At 36.5% G+C, this 17,669-nt stretch carries 12 protein-coding genes; all 12 read right to left on the reverse strand.

Annotated features, from left to right (window positions below; translation table 11 throughout):
• Nucleotides 1-15: 15 nt before the first annotated feature.
• The 12 genes from dinB to rpsP all read right to left on the reverse strand — a co-directional run bounded on the left by dinB (nt 16) and on the right by rpsP (nt 17,581).
• Nucleotides 16-1,161: a DNA polymerase IV gene (gene dinB, locus K9M53_RS13520; protein WP_224015785.1), complete on the reverse strand. Its 1,146-nt coding sequence runs from the start codon at nt 1,159-1,161 to the stop codon at nt 16-18.
• A 15-nt stretch (nt 1,162-1,176) separates the two neighbouring features.
• The gene (locus K9M53_RS13525) at nt 1,177-3,621 is read right to left on the reverse strand and encodes a glycoside hydrolase family 31 protein (RefSeq protein WP_224015788.1); all 2,445 of its coding nucleotides are present in this window, start codon (nt 3,619-3,621) and stop codon (nt 1,177-1,179) included.
• A gap of 80 nt (nt 3,622-3,701) precedes the next feature.
• A complete protein-coding gene (locus K9M53_RS13530; protein WP_224015791.1) occupies nt 3,702-5,048 on the reverse strand; it encodes an alpha-amylase family glycosyl hydrolase in 1,347 nt (448 codons plus the stop codon).
• Nucleotides 5,049-5,122: 74 nt separating this feature from the next.
• Nucleotides 5,123-6,976, reverse strand: coding sequence for a SusE domain-containing protein (locus tag K9M53_RS13535; RefSeq protein ID WP_224015793.1), 1,854 nt, complete (start codon nt 6,974-6,976; stop codon nt 5,123-5,125).
• Nucleotides 6,977-6,994: 18 nt separating this feature from the next.
• Nucleotides 6,995-7,837: a hypothetical protein gene (locus K9M53_RS13540; RefSeq protein WP_224015795.1), complete on the reverse strand. Its 843-nt coding sequence runs from the start codon at nt 7,835-7,837 to the stop codon at nt 6,995-6,997.
• Between the two features lie 11 nt (nt 7,838-7,848).
• Nucleotides 7,849-8,358 (reverse strand): DUF5004 domain-containing protein, encoded by a 510-nt coding sequence (locus K9M53_RS13545; RefSeq protein ID WP_224015797.1) that lies wholly within the window; start codon nt 8,356-8,358, stop codon nt 7,849-7,851.
• Nucleotides 8,359-8,389: 31 nt separating this feature from the next.
• The gene (locus tag K9M53_RS13550) at nt 8,390-9,787 is read right to left on the reverse strand and encodes a RagB/SusD family nutrient uptake outer membrane protein (protein ID WP_224015800.1); all 1,398 of its coding nucleotides are present in this window, start codon (nt 9,785-9,787) and stop codon (nt 8,390-8,392) included.
• An 18-nt stretch (nt 9,788-9,805) separates the two neighbouring features.
• Complete coding sequence (locus K9M53_RS13555) at nt 9,806-12,901, reverse strand: SusC/RagA family TonB-linked outer membrane protein (protein ID WP_224015802.1); 3,096 nt, start codon at nt 12,899-12,901, stop codon at nt 9,806-9,808.
• 472 nt (nt 12,902-13,373) lie between these two features.
• The gene (locus K9M53_RS13560) at nt 13,374-15,224 is read right to left on the reverse strand and encodes an alpha-amylase family glycosyl hydrolase (RefSeq protein ID WP_224015804.1); all 1,851 of its coding nucleotides are present in this window, start codon (nt 15,222-15,224) and stop codon (nt 13,374-13,376) included.
• Nucleotides 15,225-15,379: 155 nt separating this feature from the next.
• Nucleotides 15,380-16,126 carry an NUDIX hydrolase gene (locus K9M53_RS13565; RefSeq protein WP_224015806.1) on the reverse strand — a complete coding sequence of 249 codons (747 nt, stop codon included), beginning with the start codon at nt 16,124-16,126 and terminating at the stop codon, nt 15,380-15,382.
• An 83-nt stretch (nt 16,127-16,209) separates the two neighbouring features.
• Complete coding sequence (locus tag K9M53_RS13570; protein ID WP_224015809.1) at nt 16,210-16,728, reverse strand: ribosome maturation factor RimM; 519 nt, start codon at nt 16,726-16,728, stop codon at nt 16,210-16,212.
• Nucleotides 16,729-17,116: 388 nt separating this feature from the next.
• Nucleotides 17,117-17,581 (reverse strand): 30S ribosomal protein S16, encoded by a 465-nt coding sequence (gene rpsP, locus K9M53_RS16140; protein ID WP_315857663.1) that lies wholly within the window; start codon nt 17,579-17,581, stop codon nt 17,117-17,119.
• Nucleotides 17,582-17,669: the final 88 nt, after the last annotated feature.

The following is a 17,669-nucleotide window of genomic DNA, read 5'->3' on the forward strand; positions in this document are numbered from 1 at the left end:
TGTTTTACTATTTATTTAATTAGAAGATGCCCTTTTAAGCTTTACTTTTCCAAAGCGTTTTTTTACATCGTCAATAGCTTTGTATAAATCTACTTTTCGTTCTACGTCATTAAATAGGTTTGTTTGTACAGAATCTCCGGTAAGCTCACTTAAACGAACACCTAATAAACGAACAGGCATTCCTTTTTTATATAACTTATGAAAGAGTTCTTTCGCAACAGGAATAATTTCATCGTCAGCACAAGTATAAGAAATAGTTGTTTGACGGGAAGTCGTTTCAAAATCAGGATAACGAATTTTAACAGCTACACATCCTGCCACCTTTTCATCCTGTCGCAATTCATAAGCTATGCGCTCACTCATGCGCACAACTTCGCTCATTAAAAAGGAAATATCTGTAGCATTATCCATATAAGTGCTTTCCGTGGAAATCGATTTCGCTTCATGAAAAGAAGTTACTTTCCCTTTATGGATTCCCAGGCTTTTATTCCATAACTCTATTCCCCATTTACCTAAACGTTCTTCCAGTTCTTCTTTTGAAAACTTCTGAATATCGCTGATGGTCTTTATTCCCATCGCTTTTAGCACTTCAAATGTTTGTTTACCAACTCCGGGAATTTTATTTACAGGCAATGGTGCTAAAAATTCTTTTTCCTTTCCAAATGGGATGTGTAAATAACCATTGGGCTTTGCTTCATCGGTCGCCATTTTTGCGATCATTTTATTAGAAGCCAATCCGAATGATATCGGCAATTTTGTTTCGTCAATGATCTTTTGTCTCAGATCGATCGTCCATTGTAATGGATCAAAGTATTTATCCATCCCTGTTAGATCAAGATAAAATTCATCAACAGAAGCCTTCTCAAATAATGGAGCTTTATCTGCAATTATTTGTGTTACCCATCTTGAGTAACGGCTATAATCGCTATAAGAACCTCTTATAGAAATTGCATGAGGACATAATTGAAATGCTTTGGCAGATGGCATGGCTGAATGAATACCATACTTTCTTGCTTCATAGCTGCAAGCCGCTACTATTCCACGTTTACTATTGCCGCCTACAATTACAGGCTTACCCTTTAGTGAAGGATCTTTTAATACTTCTACCGAAACAAAGAAAGAATCTAAATCAAAATGCGCTATGATATGTTGAACAGACATAAGTACTATTACAAGTTAGTACTTAATAACGATTTTATTATTTGCATTTTTAAATACAGCTATCAATACATTGCAGGAATGCTCACCGGCTATAGCTGTTGAATTATCTGTTAAGAAAGAATATTGAGCTCTCTTAAACGCAACGCGTTGGTCATCTATTCTCAATTTTTCAACGCCTGTAAACCCGTGAAAAACCAATTGAATACTTTTGAATTTTGAAGTAAAGCTTCCTTCCGGCTTATCAATTACAATAGATTTTTGTGAAGGATCGTAACTGATATTTCTTTTATAATAATTTCCCTTTTCATACTCAAAGCTCTCTCCATCATCTTCATAATAAATAAAGTTATTTGACTGATTGCCTTTATATACATGTATTATTAAAGTATCAGAAGGCGAATAAGCTGTAGATTGAACCAATGATTGCGTCGGTATGATGCTGCTTTCTTTTACATACACCGGTAATTCTTTCATTGATAATTGAATGATCTTTTCTTTTCCTCCTTGTTCAACAGAATCATTAAAAAGATCATACCAGCTACTTTTGGGAAAATAAATCTTTGCAAAATCTTTTGTACTTACAACAGGAGCGACCATTAATGCATTACCAAAACAAAATTGGTTTTGATATGTCTTGTCATACACATTCGCATCAAACGTATTTTCAATAGCCAATGAACGTATTACCGGTAATCCATCTTGTGTAGATTCATAAAAAGCAGCATATAAATATGGCAGTAATTTATAACGAAGATTTACAAACGGGCGAAGGTTAGCAATCGCTTCTTCGCCATAAGTCCACGGCTCTGATGATCTGTTATTATATTCTTTATGATTTCGATAATAAGGAAAGAATGCGCCCAGTTGCATCCATCTAGTAAACAACTCCGGTGATGCACTGCCTCCTGTATAACCACCTACATCCATACCGGTAAAGGAAACGCCACTTAATCCTAAACTATTTAATAAGCGCACTCCAAGTATCATGTGTTCATCACTTGCTACATTATCGCCCGTCCATATGGCTGAATAACGTTGTAAGCCCGCATAACCGGCGCGACTTAATACAAACGGACGTTTATTGGTGGCCTCTTTATATCCTTCATTACTTGAACGTGCCATTAAGAAACCATATACATTTCTTGCTTCTAAATGAGATGCTTTTCTTCCTTCAAAATCAAAAATTATATTGTTGGGCATTTTTTGTCCCCAGGTTGCAATCTCATTCATATCATTCCAAATACCGCTTACACCATTATCAGGGAAAAACTTTACTTCCTTTCTCCAAAATGCCCGGCCCTTCTCACTTGTAAAGTCGGTAAAATAACACCAGCCTGGCCAAACCTGGCCACTATAATATTTCCCATCTACGTATTTTACGTAAGCATCTTGCTGCAAGCCTCTTTCAAAAGCAGGCGCACCGGGTGCTACTTTAATGCCCGGATCAACAATCACCGTAGTTCTAAATCCAAGTGATTTTAAATTACCGGTTAAACTAACAGGATCGGAAAAACGATTCTTATCCCAGGTAAACAATTGGTATTTGTCCATGTAATGAATATCCAAAGTAATACCATCACAAGGAATTTTTTTCTCACGCATTGTTTGTGCAATACGTATTACTTCCGTATCAGGATAATAACTCCATCTGCATTGTTGATAGCCCAAGCTCCACATGGGCGGCATCTTCATTCTTCCTGTTAAGGATGTGTAAGAAGAAATAATGTCAGATAGTTTAGTATGATAAATAAAATAATAATTCAGTTCGCCACCACGTGCACCAAAAGATGAGAAACGATCGTTACTGGCTCCAAAATTGAAATCTGTTTGAAAAGTATTGTCTAAAAATATCCCGTAATTAAGGTTATGATGTATGCCGATATAAAATGGAATGGACGAATATAATGGATCCTGCGAAGCGCTGTAGCCGGGCACATCACTATTCCAATTTGTATATCCGCTGCCGCGACGATCTAAATTACCGGTCTTCTCTCCTAACCCAATAAAACGTTCATCATCCTGCATTTTTTTATAGTCAGAAACTTCTTCTCCTACCCATGATATATTTAATCCTTGTTCATCCTGGCTGATAATTTTTCCTTCTTTATTATAGAAAATTATAGAAAAGGGATTTTTTTTGATCTCTGCTTTTAATGAATCGGTCTGAAGGATAATGCTGCTATCATTTTGTGTGATAGTAGTTTTTACTGTTTGAGGCGGAGCAATTACTGCATAAGAAAAATCAGGTTTCAATTTTTGTTTATCTACCCTTACTCTTATAATATTGGGCGAATAAGCAATTACAGATGCAAATGCACTTGGTGTAGTAATATCAATGGATTGCGTGCTAACTATTGTGCTTGTTATGACTCCAATTTCTTTTACAGGATTTTGTGCATTTGTTTTAATAGTAACAAGCAAAATAGTTAAAACAAAAAAGAATTTTACGGCTGACTTCATACGCTAATTTACAATGATTATACGCTTTTAATAAAAATAAAAATGCCGGAATAACCGGCATTTAAATAAACTATTTGTGATCAGAACTGTAGCTTTAAAGTAGCATCGTTATCAATAAGCACTTTATAATCCCACGGTGCCAAAGTTAATGTTGAAAAAGAAGAAACAGTTTTGGTTTCCTTTTTGAAAATATCGAAAGAAGTTTTTGCAGTAAAATCTTTCAGATGCACTACTTGTTTAGTATTACTCAGGTTAAGCACTACCAATACAAAACGATTGGCCACATAGCGATAATAGGCAAATACATTTTTATCATTATCTGTTGCTATTCTTTTATAAGCAGCAGCAGGATTCAAAGCCGGATGAAGCTTCTTTAACTTCAACAGTGTTGTATAAAATGCTGCACGTTGATACTTTGAAAAGCTTATTGTGTCTTTGTCAAAAAAACGGATGGCTCTTAAAAAAGGTTCTTCCTGTCCGCTATAAATTAATGGCACACCTGATTTCATTGTTTGCGTTAATAAGGCAAATGGCGCATGCGTAATGCCTGGCGTGGTTTCATAATCTGCTTTATTCCAGCTATTTTCATCGTGGTTAGATGTAAAATACATATGTAGCGAACCTTTAGGAAAAGTTGTATCATAATTATTGATGGCGCTGTCCAATGAGTTGGCATCTTTAGTACCTTTTACAATATCTTTCATTACATTAAACACGCTCCATGTATATGTTGCATTAAAACCATCTTTATTTAACTCAGGTTTTTCTCCCTCAGCCAGCATAAAAATATTTTTAAGCTTTCTTAGTTCGGGAATACATTTTTGCCAAAATGCATCGGGCACTTCGCCAGCAACATCACAACGAAAGCCGTCTATATTGGTTTCTGTTATCCAGTATTTCATAACAGCAATCATGCTATCCGCTAATTCGTGATTATTGTAGTTGAGTTTGCGTGTATCTGTCCAATCAAAAGGTGCTATTAAATTGCCTGCAGAATCTTTTGCATAAAAGTCGGAATGTTTTTCGATCCAATAATTATCAGCGCCAGTATGATTAGCTACCCAATCAATTATTACTTTAAAACCTAAGCTATGTGCCTTATTTACCAGTTGTTTCCAATCCTGTAATGTTCCATATTCAGGATTGATAGCGCCATAATCAGCTATGGCATAATAACTCCCTAAACTTCCTTTTCTATCTTTTTTACTAATAGGATTAATGGGCATAAACCAAAGCGTTTGTGCTCCCATTTGTTTTAACCGGGGCAACTGTTTTTCAAAAGCTTTAAAAGTGCCTTCAGGTGTGTATTGGCGAACATTTACTTCATAGATATTTCCGTTTAATATCCATGAAGGAGTTTGTGCATTGCTTTTTAAAAAAGCCAAAAGCAATATTGAAATAAGTAATCTTTTTGGGGAAAGTTTCATTGTAATTATTTTAAGAAAAGAAAAACCGGCTCCAAAAATAAGAACCGGTTTGGTATAATTAAAGAATCTCTTTTTTATTGAATGGTATATGTTTGATTATACTCATCCAGAGTTACAGTATATAAACCTGTGCTTCCACTAAATGAGATATTGTTACCGCCATTGTCTGCTATCTTACCTGGTCCATTATCTTCATAATCTAAATAATACTTATCATCTGGTCCACCAGACGGCCATGATGCAGATGCGACAAACTTAAATTGTTTACCTCCTTCCAATTGTACATTTGTTGCTTTCCAAACACCATTGCCCATATAAGTCATTTGTGGAGAGTTTGCAGGATCCCAATTTGGAGTAATCGCATCCCCCACAATACGCATAGTATTTGCATAGGTTACCTGGTATTTAAGATTTGAAGGATCACTTCCGTCAAAGATCAATCTCCATCTACCTGGCGCAGGTTCAGGATTATCATTCTGGAAAACATTGTCACCAGGAATGATCAATTTATTTTTTGCATTGTTAGGATCGTATTTATCACCACTTGGAACGCCAAAATAATTAGAGCTTCCATAACCGCTTGTCCAACCGTTTACACCATCGTGAAATTTAAATTGTTCATTCCCGGAAGTAAAGTCTTGCAAGATCATAAATTTATCAACCCCCATATAGCTCATATAGATCGGGTTGTTGGCATCCCAACCATTTACTGCGCCAACAATACCCACGCCTTTTTGAACAACATTATATTGCATAGTGGCAAGATTTACCTGTATGCGATATACACCCGCTGCCCCTGGCACTGCAATATTATTTCCACCGTTATTGGTAGTTAATACCCCGGTGTTATTAGCAGCATTATTCCCTGATTGGTCAGCACCATTGGTTTCTCCATAAATTGTTTGACCTGCTGCTCCCCAATCTGCTTTCAATCCTAAAAGTTTAAATCCGCCATTTCCGGGATTCAGATAGGTGTATATATAGTACACTCCTGTAGTAGAGTTATCCTGGATAAATTGTAATGCATCTGTTGGTGTCCAACTAATTGGAGTTGCCCCGCCTACTAAGAACAAATTAACTTTACGAACCAGATAAAACTGGTTTACATAACTGTTCCATTGCACTACTGATCCCGACGAAGCTGTAGCCGTCCATCTTAAGTTTGCTATCTGTGTTAGATCTGAAAATCCATTTGATGTAAGTGCATCAGAAAGATCTTTATAAGAAATACTGAATACAGAATCGGCTCCTGAATTGTTACTTGGTAAAGAGAATAACGGAGTAGTACTTCCATCATCTTTATAAAAATATATGGTATAAAGAACCGGCGTTGCAGAAGGAGTTCCGGTAGAGCGTGTCCAGTTGAACCGCACACTATCTGATGTTGAACCCGGGTTAATAGTAACTGTACTAGCCGAAGAGACTGGTCCTAATAAGAAAAATGGCGTTACACCATTTGTTTGAAAACGTGCAATAGTAAGTGTATTTGTTTTATCAGACTGTACTGTTGTACTTCCGTTATCTGCCACTACCCCCCATATTAATTGAACAGAACCACCTACAGGAACCTGGTGTGCATTTAATACACTATCAACCTGCGTTTGTGTAAGTGTTAAAGTTGTAGCCGAACCATTATTATCAGAAGGAATAGAGATTATCGGAGCGTTAATATCGCCGCCATCTTTTAATGCAGCTACCCATTTATAAGTAGGTGCTGTATGTACGCCCGGAGTAGCTGCTGTCCAGCTAATTTGCACTGTACTATCCGGGATGGCAATATTAAGTGTGATGGTATCATTTGTTGCCGGAGCTAATAATGATAAAGGGCCTAATGCTTCTCCCGTAGGTGTATTGCCAAAATAATCAGCCTTTTGGCAAGAAGCTATTATCAAGCAAACTGCACTTAGAACAAAAAATATTTTTTTCATAATTAGTTTTTTAAAAAATTATTTCATTGGCGTAAAAGGAACAAGATCAGCCTGCCCTGTACTTACCGTTGTTGGGCTTCCCGATATATCTAACACCGTTCCGTTAAACTGATATTTAAACCCGGCAAGATTATGTCCATTCTGCTGTGTTGCAAAGTTTGCTGAAGGAATGAATGTAGCTGTCCAAATTGTTGCACCTGTTTTTCTTGCAGTAACTGTTATTGGGTTTCCTATTTGATTATTTTGATCGTCGTAAGCAGTAATAGTTGCAGAAGCCGGCGTCATGCGTTGGTCATTAACCGCTGTTGCCAGACTTTGATCAAAATTTACAGACACCACATCATTGGTATCGATCTTAGCAGGAAATACTCTTAACATTGTAGGCGTAAATATTAATGCATCAAACTTAAAGCCGCTACCCTTAGTCAGTGCATTATCTGTTTGTTTGCTACCATCAATATTTCTTGCTAAATAATTAAAGCTAAACATTGTACCAGGGGTAAGACCAAACAAAGTAGTACCTGTAAATGTAAATGACCAAACATCACCATTAACTTTTGTCATTTTAACACCATCGGGGTTTGCCAAAGAAGCCCAGGTTCCTCCATCATTCAATGCGGTAGTTGCATTGGCATCTGCTGCCTGTCCGTCTGCATCATGGTAACACCATATCCATAAATAAATATCACTGGCACCTGCCATTGCTGTACCGCTTAGATCAGCAGTAAGAGTAACCTGGTCTTCTGCTGTAAATGATGCAGGAGATAGGCTTGTTACCGGCGTTCCGTTTTGCGCATAAATATTCAAATGAATTAGGGTGAGTAACACACTTGAAAAAATTATACTTACTATTTTTTTCATGTTGAATATTTTTATTGTTGTTTAGTAAAAAGATAACTGTAAGAAAGAAGCTTTGTTCCGGAAGAAGCATCATACTTATTTACCACTACAGGCAATTGTGCCGATGTTTCTGTAGGATAAGATCCCAACTTAATTCTTATAGTATCTGTTGCCCCTGCCAATACTAATGAGTCTGGGTATTGTGCATCATTAAAATACCAATTGCCTGAGCTTATAGGTATAACAATTGGAGCACTACCTTGTGTTGTACTGAATGTAGTGGGATTACCCCCATTCATATTTAATGTTAATGAGAAGTCGCTATAAGGAAATAAATTAGTGATATCCATTGTTTTAAAAGGAAATCCTTTTGAAGATGCAACTTCATCTGTTTGTGTCACACTGGACAATTTCCATGTGCCTGCAAATGCTGAGGTTACAGCAACAGGAGCTTTTAAAGCCGGCACCGCATCGGGTGTACAAGATTGCTCTACTATTGTTATTGCAAGTAACAACAAACTGTATTTTAATATTTTTTTCATACTCGTATTTATTAATAAGTAACTAAATCAATTAAAAGCATCCTCCTGTTGGGTTTTGCACAAAACCAGGATAAGATGCTGTTTCCAGCGCAGGAAATGGTAAAATAAATCCATTACAATCCCAAGGAGAGCCTCTTCTATCAATATTCGTTCCTTCCAATACACCAATTCTTTTTATTTCCTGTAAACGATTTCCTTCTCCTACCATTTCCAGTTCATGTTGTGTTCTGGCGGTGCTGATCACCAATGCCGCAGTTGAACCTATTGGTATATTCATAGAACCTGTAAAACCAGATGCTCTATTTAATATATCGTTTATATCACCTATAGCAGTTGCTAGAGCAGAAGGATTATTATTAGCTATTTCTGCTCCTGCCTCTGCCCGTATTAACTTCATTTCTGTTAAATGTAAAACCGTATAGTCGAAATAATCCTTATTATACTTACGTAAGGAATTAAAGCCCGGTTGTAAGGTGGTACTATAAAATGCAGTATCTCTAACGTCGTTTGGATTAGAGGTTGCCGCATTAAAATAAGCATCCGTAAAATAGAAATAAGGAATGTTTATATCCGATCTCCAGCTTCCCTGCACTTCACTTGCGGGTTGATTAGTACCGGGTGCCGCAGCAATTCTCAGAATAGATTCTTTACTTAATCCCAATGAAAAGCGATCAGAATAATTTGAATCTAATTGAAATTTATTGCTGTTAATTACCATGTCAGCATATTTAAAAGCATTTGTAAAATCATTCATTTGGAAATATACTTTAGCCAAATATGCTTCTGCAGCCCATTTTGTAGCTGAGTAATATTTTCCATCAGCCGGAGTAGCCGGAAGTAATGAATCTGCACTTTGTAGATCAGCAATTACCTGATCATAAATCTGCTTTACTGTACTGCGTGGAAGTGCTTCCAAACTAGAACTCACTCTAAGCGGAATTCCTAAATGAGAATTATCAGGTGTAAAACCATAAGGCTGAGCAAACATTCTTACTAATTCAAAATGTCCTACTCCTCTTAAAAACTTTCCTTCTCCTTCATAATAATTAATATTGCTTCCACCCTGAGCCAGGTTCTCTAACATAATATTTCCCGAGTGTATCACCCTATATCCCTGCTGATAAAAATCGCCCATTTCTGCACCAAAATATTGCGCATTTCTGTTATAAAAAGTTATATCATCTCCGCTGAAATTATTCTTCAATTGATCCGCCATCAGTTCACTTATTTTCTGTAAATGACCGCCGATAAAATTGTTATTTACAAAATCTAAATAGGCTCCATTAGCAAAAGCAGCAATACCGGTAGAATCTTTAAATGGTTCTGATAACTGACCTTCTGGTGGACGTTCCAGGAAATCTTTACTACAGGATTCAACTACGAAGAGAACTGCAATTAGTAATAAGGAATTAAAAAATTTATATTTCATAATTATATTTATTAATTATTAAAAAGTAACATTTAATGAAATGATAAAAGACTTTTGTGCAGGAGTAGTATAATATGCTACGTTAGGAGATAAGTTTTTATCAATATCATTATTATCAGCTCCTCCTTGTCCCTGGAAATCTCTGATAACTTCCGGATCACCATTAGGATATTTACTAAAGGTTAAAAGATTATTTGCCGACACAGAAACACTTGCATCTTTAATAAAAGATCTCAGCAATACAGCTTTAGGAATGCGATAAGCGAAGGTGATCTGCTTCATTCTTATATAACTTCCGTCATGCAAAAACATTGTGGAGTTAAATTGATATTTGCTTACTACGCCTGGATACTCCGTAATATCATCTACCAGCTTAGGATATTTAGCAATATCTCCGGGTTTGGTCCATCTGTCAGTAAAATCTGTTCTAAAATTATCCCAATTGTTAAATGAAACTCCTGCAAATTGTTCCTTACCGGAACCGTCGTAAATATTACCTCCAATTACATAAGTAAACAAGGTAGATACGCTGAAGTTTTTATATGCAAAAGAGCTATTGAATCCTCCATAGTAATCAGGCTGAACTGAGCCATCGGGTACACGGTAGTCAAGAGAATAAGTTTTTGTTTGTTTGCCATTTTGATCCAACCAAATTGGCAAGCCATCAGCAGGGTCAACTCCATAGTAACGAACTAAATAATTAATCCCGATTGGATAACCAACCTGCAGTCTTGTATCGTTGAAAGATGCAGCAGATGTAACATCAGGACTTACAGGGAATGCCAAGACTCTATTATCGTTCTTAGCGATATTTCCACCAACTGTCCATTTGATATTCTTAGTGTTTATTATTTTAAAATCTGCACTAAACTCAAGCCCTTCATTTTTTATTTGTGAGCCATTCAAATTTCTCCAACCACCATTGAAACCTGTAGATGTTTGTGTTCCAACATAAAATAGAATATCTGAAGATAATTTATGGTAATACGCAATTTCACCTGTCAGCCTGTTATTAAATAATCCATACTCCAACGCCACATCAGCATTTTTAAGTTTTTCCCAATGAAGATCAGGATTGCCGGGTGCATTATTGTAAAGTGTAGCGTTGCCCAAATAAGGCACACCTCCTGCTCTATAATCAGGATAATAACGGCCAGCAGGGTAATTAGAGTTACCTACTTCTCCATAGCTTGCCCTTAGTTTAAGAAAATTGATACTCCTGCTATTTTTTAGAAAAGCTTCATCGCTAATTATCCAAGCTGCAGAAACAGCAGGGAAGAAACCATGCCTGGAGTTTTGACCGAATTTTGAAGAACCATCCTCACGCAATGTTACCTGCAATAAATACTTGCTTAATAGACTATAATTAAGACGACCAAAGAAACTGTTGAATGTCCACGAATCATAAGGAACACCTTGCTTTACTATACCTCCATTAGCCAAAAGATCTGCCTTTCTTGCTTCATAAGCAGAAGGAATTTCCCAATAAGGCTGACTGGAACTTTGTGAAATAGTTCCAACATAGTTATAAATTTTAGCTTCCTGTTCCTCATTACCCACAAGGAAGGTGAACTTGTGCTTATCCTTTATATTTAAATTATAAGTAGCAGTAAAAGTAGCTGTCCAGTTATCTCCAAAATAAGGAGAACCGCTGGTATAACCGGAATCTACCGGGAACAAAGTGTTTTCACCATGATTGTACTTATTATCTTTAAAATAATAATTAACAGTATTGATATCTTCGATAGAACCAACGCCTTTCAGAATTAAATTTTTTATTGGTTGAAATTCAACTGTTAAGCCTCCTGTTAAACGCCTTGCATATTCTCTTTGCTGTTGCCTTGCCTGATCACGAACAGGGTTTGATGTGGCTGAAGTATAAACTCCAACAGAATCATAAACAGAATAGATGGGTAGCGCTGACGACATTGCTTTTATCAGCGTTCCTTGTTGCTGCTCATTAATCCCATTATTATAACCGGAAGTAAGAGATATCTTTAGTTTTTTACTTGCAGTATAATCTAAGTTAAATCTTCCCGATACTCTTGTGTAACTATTATTGACAATATAGCCTTCGTCTTTACCGTAAGTAAAATTGGCAAATGCTTTTAGCTTTTTTCCGCCAACATTCATAGAGAGATTGTGTTCATTGATAATACCCGTACGAGTTACCAGGTCCCACCAATCAGTGTTGGTTGTTTGAGCCTTAGATAAAGAAACACCATTGGGAAGAGGTGCATAACCTGTATTACCGCTGTTAACCCAGGCTTCCTGTCTTAATTGCAACCATTCAGGACCATCAACAAAATCAGGCTTTTCTGTGTATGTATCTAATCCCCATTTATTGCTGTAAGTAAATGTCAATTTACCGGATTTACCTCGTTTAGTAGTAATAAGTATAACACCATTGGCACCTCTTGAACCATAAATCCCCGTTGCACCTGCATCTTTTAAAATTTCTATAGATTCAATATCATTAGGATTGATAGATGCCAAAGGGTTTTCATTAGCTCCATTACTTGCGCCCACAACAAAGTTGTCGTTAAAAATGGGAATACCATCCAACACATACAAGGGATCGCCACTAGATGCTAATGATGCTGTACCTCTGATACGTACTACAGATCCGGAACCTGCTAAACCATTACCGGTTATTACCTGCACACCAGGAGCTTTACCTTGCAGACTTGCTTCAATACTTTGAACAGGAGCACTATTGATCTGTTCACTTGTTACTTTAGAAATAGCACCCGTTACTTCTTTCTTCTTCTGTGAGCCGTAACCGATTACCACAACTTCATCTAAAGAAGAACTTACAGCTACCAAACTAATATTTAAAGCTCCGGCACCAATTGGCACTGTTTGAGCAGTATAACCAACCGATGTAATAGTTAATGAAGTTGCCGTTGCAGGAACATTCGCAATTGAAAAACTGCCATCAGCGGCAGTTGGTGCTGCCAATTTTGTTCCTTTTACACTAACGGTAACATTTGATAAGGGAGCGCCCGTTTTTGAATCGGTTACCTTTCCTGAAACGGTTTTGTTTTGAGCCATGCTATAAGAGATGCCGGCAAGCCAAACAATCGTTAACAGAAGCAGTCGTTTTACATTCATACTTTATAGTTTACATTGTTTTAGATAATTCACAATCATCAAATAAATATATAAGAGACCCTGGTTATTAAATCCGGTACGGGCAATAATTTGACTTGCATCAAGCTATTGTTGTACATTTTATTAATTCCGTTGAATTTTCCTTTTATCTATTGTGAAAATATGGGCGAAAGGCTGAACAGTCTTTGGGCTTAGTAAACCTTTAGGGGAAGCAAAGCAGCAGTCAATTCCCATATAGCTTTAATCAATCGTTTATTAAATATAGTGAATTAAAAATAAAAAGTTAAAATTATTTCTGATGCAATGTTCGTGTAAATTTTACACATTAGCAAAAAATATTTATTTTTTGCTCAAATAGCCACGCCGGAATGGAAATACCATTTCCTTCAAAAAGCCAGCTGCCCATTATTTAAACATACGATGAATGAGAATTTAATTCTTTGTAAAATATATTTATAAAAGGCTTAAAATACTAATCTTCCAGCTGTAAAATCAGCATTGCTTTTGGAGTTATCGTAAAATTGTCTCCTAAATTCTTCTCAGTCAGAACATCTATTGCTTTGGTAAAACTGCCTGCTCTTTCAGCGTATTTATTTTTAAGGTCGATATTTTTTTCTTTATCAGAAGTGTTCATTATACACATTATAGTCTGTTTAGCATCGTATCGGAAATACACATACAACCCGTCTTCAGGTAAATATTGCATCATCTTGCCTGTTTTTAATGCGGATGATGTTCTGCGGAAATTAGCCAGCTTTTTAACGTAGTTAAAAATGGAATCTTCCTTTTGCGTTCTTCCGGAGGATGAAAATTTATTTACAGTATCTTCTTTCCAACCGCCTTTAAAATCGAGCCGTACATTACCGTCAGGGTTAGTAAAGCCGGTCATTAGTATTTCATCTCCATAATACAGCTCAGGAATTCCTCTAAAAGTAAATAGCCAGGCTAAAGCCATTTTGTACTTATTAATATCCTCTCCTACTACTGAATAAAACCTGGGCAAATCGTGATTGTCCAAAAATATCACTTCATTCATCGGGTTTTTATAAACAAAATCCTGCGCAGCAGTAGTATATAATTTGTTTACGCCTTCTGTCCAACCGAAATTTTCATTTACCGCAGGCTGAATGCCGTAAAACAAACATTGAAAATCTGTTGTGCCTTGCAGGTTGCTTTTGAATGGGATGTTATAATTATTCTGGCAAAAATAACTTTGGTTAGGAACGCCATGCACCCAGGTTTCACCAAACATCGTCATCTTAGGATATTCATCAGTCAACGCTTTGTTACAGCGATTCATAAACTCAAGATCGTTATAGATGTATGTGTCAATACGCCATCCATCTATTCCAAACTCTTCTACACACCAAATAGCGTGTTGAATTAAAAAGTTAGCTACATACGGATTACTTTGGTTTATATCCGGCATTTGGTGAGTGAACCATCCATCACTTGTTACTTTTTTATCGATAGTTGCTGCGTAGGGATCAAACAAGGTTTGATCTTTATAAGATGTTTGTGTATACTTTGGCCATTGATGTACCCAATCTTTAAACGGCATATCCCGATAAAAAATATTTTCAATTCCAACATGATTATATACCGCATCCTGTATCAATTTCATTCCATGTTGATGCAAAGAATCACTTAGTTTTTTGTATGCTTCTTCGCCTCCTAAGCGTGGATCGATTTTATATTCATTGGTGAATGCATAACCATGCTCTGTTCTGTTAGGCATATCATTTTCTAAAACCGGTGTCATCCAAAGAGTAGTAACACCTAAGTCCTGCAAATAATCTAAATGATTTATTACACCCTGCATATCACCGCCGTGACGAAGAAAGATAGAATCCCGGTTTAGCGATTGATCTCTCATGCCTGGAATTTTATCATTGTTATAATCACCATTGCTAAATCGATCAGGCATTAATAAATAAATAAAATCGGATGAGGTAACCCCTTGCGCAAAAGCTGTTCCTCTTCCTTTTCTTCTTTCTTTTAGTTGATATTTTAAAGTATAAGATGAAGATGAGTTTTTAATGTAGATATTTTTATACCCGGCTTTAGCCGTTGGAGCGATTTCAATATCGACAAATAAATAATGGTTGTTTTCGGGCTTATAGATTTTACCAATTTTTATATCGCTGCTGCCGGAAGTAACTTGTGTAGTTGCTGTTGTTAATCCCTCAGCTTTGCGAAGCATTAGCTGGATTTTATTTGTTTTCATTCCTGCCCACCAGTGAGTAGGATATACATCGATAGATTGAGCATTTATTAATAAAATAGAGAATAGCGAACAGAGAAGGAATACTACTTTCTTCATGTGGCAAAATTTATATGGCAATGAATTGTGTATTTTTTACACAGTAGTAAATGTACAATATTATTTCACACAAAGCGAACAACGAATACTAAGAAACAAAGAATAAAACCGTTGTAAACTTTGTTTTCTTTGCCTCATTGTGTGAAACGGTAACGCTAAAAGTCAATGGTAAACCACTGCTTCTTATTGCGTTCGTACTTTTTGAAGTTGAACTTGTATAATTTACCCGGTCTATGAGGCACGTCTTCTTCCATTTCGCCGGTATCAATAAGGAAGTCCATAGAGAAGAATTTTTTGCGGAAGTTTCTTCTATCCAGTTTTACCCCGAGGATAGCTTCATATAAATTTTGTAATTCACGGAGAGAAAATTTATCAGGCAGGAGGTTCAATCCCAATGGATGTTCCTGTATCATCTTTTGTAACCAGGTATAGCAGGCGTCTATGATCTGCTTATGATCGAATGCCATATCCTGTAAATTATTTACAGGATGCCAATGCAATTCGTTGTCGGTAATTTTTAATTGATGATGGCGAATATCTAGCAGAGATGCATAAGCGATGGTAATTACTCTACCGCCGGGATGACGCTGAGGGTTGCTGAAAGCTTTTACCTGTTCCAAAAAAACATCCGTCATTCCTGTTCTTTCAAATAATACACGATCAGCGGCGTCATCTAATTCCTCATCTACTTTTACAATATCACCGAGTAAAGACCATTTATCTTTGTATGCTTCAATATCACTGCGTATCAATAAAACTTTCAACTCATTTTCTACAAAACCAAAAATTGCACAATCTACTGTAATAGCAGCTTTAGGATAACTATCTACCAGCTTTTTAGGACTCTTAATTAAAGCAATTTTTTTGCTTCCGTTAAGATATTGTTCCTTATTGTTCTTCATAATTTCTGTTTGTGCAGTAGTCGAAATGGGTGAGCAAAGATATTAACAAGTGTCACTTTTGCAAATGTTATTTATTTTTTGCGCTACCCGATATAAATATCCAGCAGACCATCCGGAAGAGCTACATATATTTTACGATTCTTTTTATCGATCTTTTCTAATGAATCTTCGTGCAAAGGAATGAGTACTTCTTTATCATTTATTGAAAGGGTGCACAATATTTGATGTGGTTGTTCTATCACTTCCAATATCTTTCCTAAATCGTTTTTTCCATCAATTAAATTATAGCCGAGAAATGAGATGGGGGCGGACTTAGAGGAATATTTAGTAAAGTCCTCTTCCAGTAACCATACTTCTTTTGCTACTAACTTTTTGGCGGTTTCTTTTGTATCAAAACCTTCTATAATTATGTATAGCTCTTCGTCGTTTTTTATTTTGGTTGATTGGATGAAGTAGGGCAAAAAGTTATTGGTTCCTTCTTCAACGAAAAAATGTTCTAACCCTTTAAGAGAAGTTTTTTTACCGAGATTATGTTTTAATATGAGCTCGCCTTTGAAACCAAAGGTGGCTACGAGTTTTCCTATTTTGAAATATTCAGACATTGGTTAATTAATAATGATTTTGTTAATCTCTTATGTTACTTTTTTTGCGGAAAAAAAGTAACCAAAAAAGCCGCCGACAAACGATGACAGCCCGTTTGTCGGTTGGTTCCCTGATTAAGCTTTTGTACTACTGTAAACTGTGCTTCAGTAATTCTATTCTTAGATTTAAAGACTTGGCTATTATTGAACATGCTTTAAACCCTGCGGCTTTGCGTGAAACAACTACGCTTTAATTAAAGCTCAATAGTAGCAACACCGATGAACGAAATGTGACACAACGATGTTCAATAGCAGCACTGCGGCCAGTATCACAATTAAAAATAAAAAAAGTCCTGTTATGAAAACAGGACTTGAATGAATTAACTCAACAGGGTTGATATAAAAAATTTTATTCTTCTGTTTTTGTTTCTTCGGCAGCTGGTGCTGCAGGTGCTTCAGTTCTAACCTTTTTTACAAACGGTTGATTGCGGCTATCAATACGTGCTTTTTTGTGAGCAGTTTGACGCTTTGCAACCTGTGCATCGTGTTCAGCACTCCAGGATGTAAACTTGATCATTGCAGCTGCTTCATCAAACAAGCCAAGGCTAACACCACGTAAAAGGTGTTTTAAATACAATACGCCTTTGAAAGAAAGGATACGACGAACTGTGTCGGTAGGTTGAGCACCTTTGTGCAACCAATCCAATGCTTTTTGACGATCAATCTGAATTGTCGCCGGAACGGTTAGCGGATTGTAAGTTCCAAGTTTTTGAATGAATTTTCCGTCGCGTGGGCTACGGGCATCTGCTACAACGATAAAGTAGAATGGTCTTTTCTTTGAACCATGGCGTTGCAGTCTCATTTTAACAGCCATAAAAAATAGACATTTTTTGGGGTTGTGAATAATTGGGGTTTCTAATATTCCTTAAAAAAGGAAATGCGAAGATAACTTCCTGAAACTG

The organism is Ferruginibacter albus, assembly GCF_020042285.1.
Taxonomy (GTDB): domain Bacteria; phylum Bacteroidota; class Bacteroidia; order Chitinophagales; family Chitinophagaceae; genus Ferruginibacter; species Ferruginibacter albus.

Coding starts and splice junctions, on each gene's coding strand:
- K9M53_RS13555 (WP_224015802.1), bottom strand. CDS start 12,901: ATGAATGTAAAACGACTGCTTCTGTTAACGATTGTTTGGCTTGCCGGC.
- K9M53_RS13545 (WP_224015797.1), bottom strand. CDS start 8,358: ATGAAAAAAATATTAAAATACAGTTTGTTGTTACTTGCAATAACAATA.
- dinB (WP_224015785.1), bottom strand. CDS start 1,161: ATGTCTGTTCAACATATCATAGCGCATTTTGATTTAGATTCTTTCTTT.
- K9M53_RS13540 (WP_224015795.1), bottom strand. CDS start 7,837: ATGAAAAAAATAGTAAGTATAATTTTTTCAAGTGTGTTACTCACCCTA.
- rpsP (WP_315857663.1), bottom strand. CDS start 17,581: ATGGCTGTTAAAATGAGACTGCAACGCCATGGTTCAAAGAAAAGACCA.
- K9M53_RS13525 (WP_224015788.1), bottom strand. CDS start 3,621: ATGAAGTCAGCCGTAAAATTCTTTTTTGTTTTAACTATTTTGCTTGTT.
- K9M53_RS13560 (WP_224015804.1), bottom strand. CDS start 15,224: ATGAAGAAAGTAGTATTCCTTCTCTGTTCGCTATTCTCTATTTTATTA.
- K9M53_RS13565 (WP_224015806.1), bottom strand. CDS start 16,126: ATGAAGAACAATAAGGAACAATATCTTAACGGAAGCAAAAAAATTGCT.
- K9M53_RS13570 (WP_224015809.1), bottom strand. CDS start 16,728: ATGTCTGAATATTTCAAAATAGGAAAACTCGTAGCCACCTTTGGTTTC.
- K9M53_RS13535 (WP_224015793.1), bottom strand. CDS start 6,976: ATGAAAAAAATATTTTTTGTTCTAAGTGCAGTTTGCTTGATAATAGCT.
- K9M53_RS13530 (WP_224015791.1), bottom strand. CDS start 5,048: ATGAAACTTTCCCCAAAAAGATTACTTATTTCAATATTGCTTTTGGCT.
- K9M53_RS13550 (WP_224015800.1), bottom strand. CDS start 9,787: ATGAAATATAAATTTTTTAATTCCTTATTACTAATTGCAGTTCTCTTC.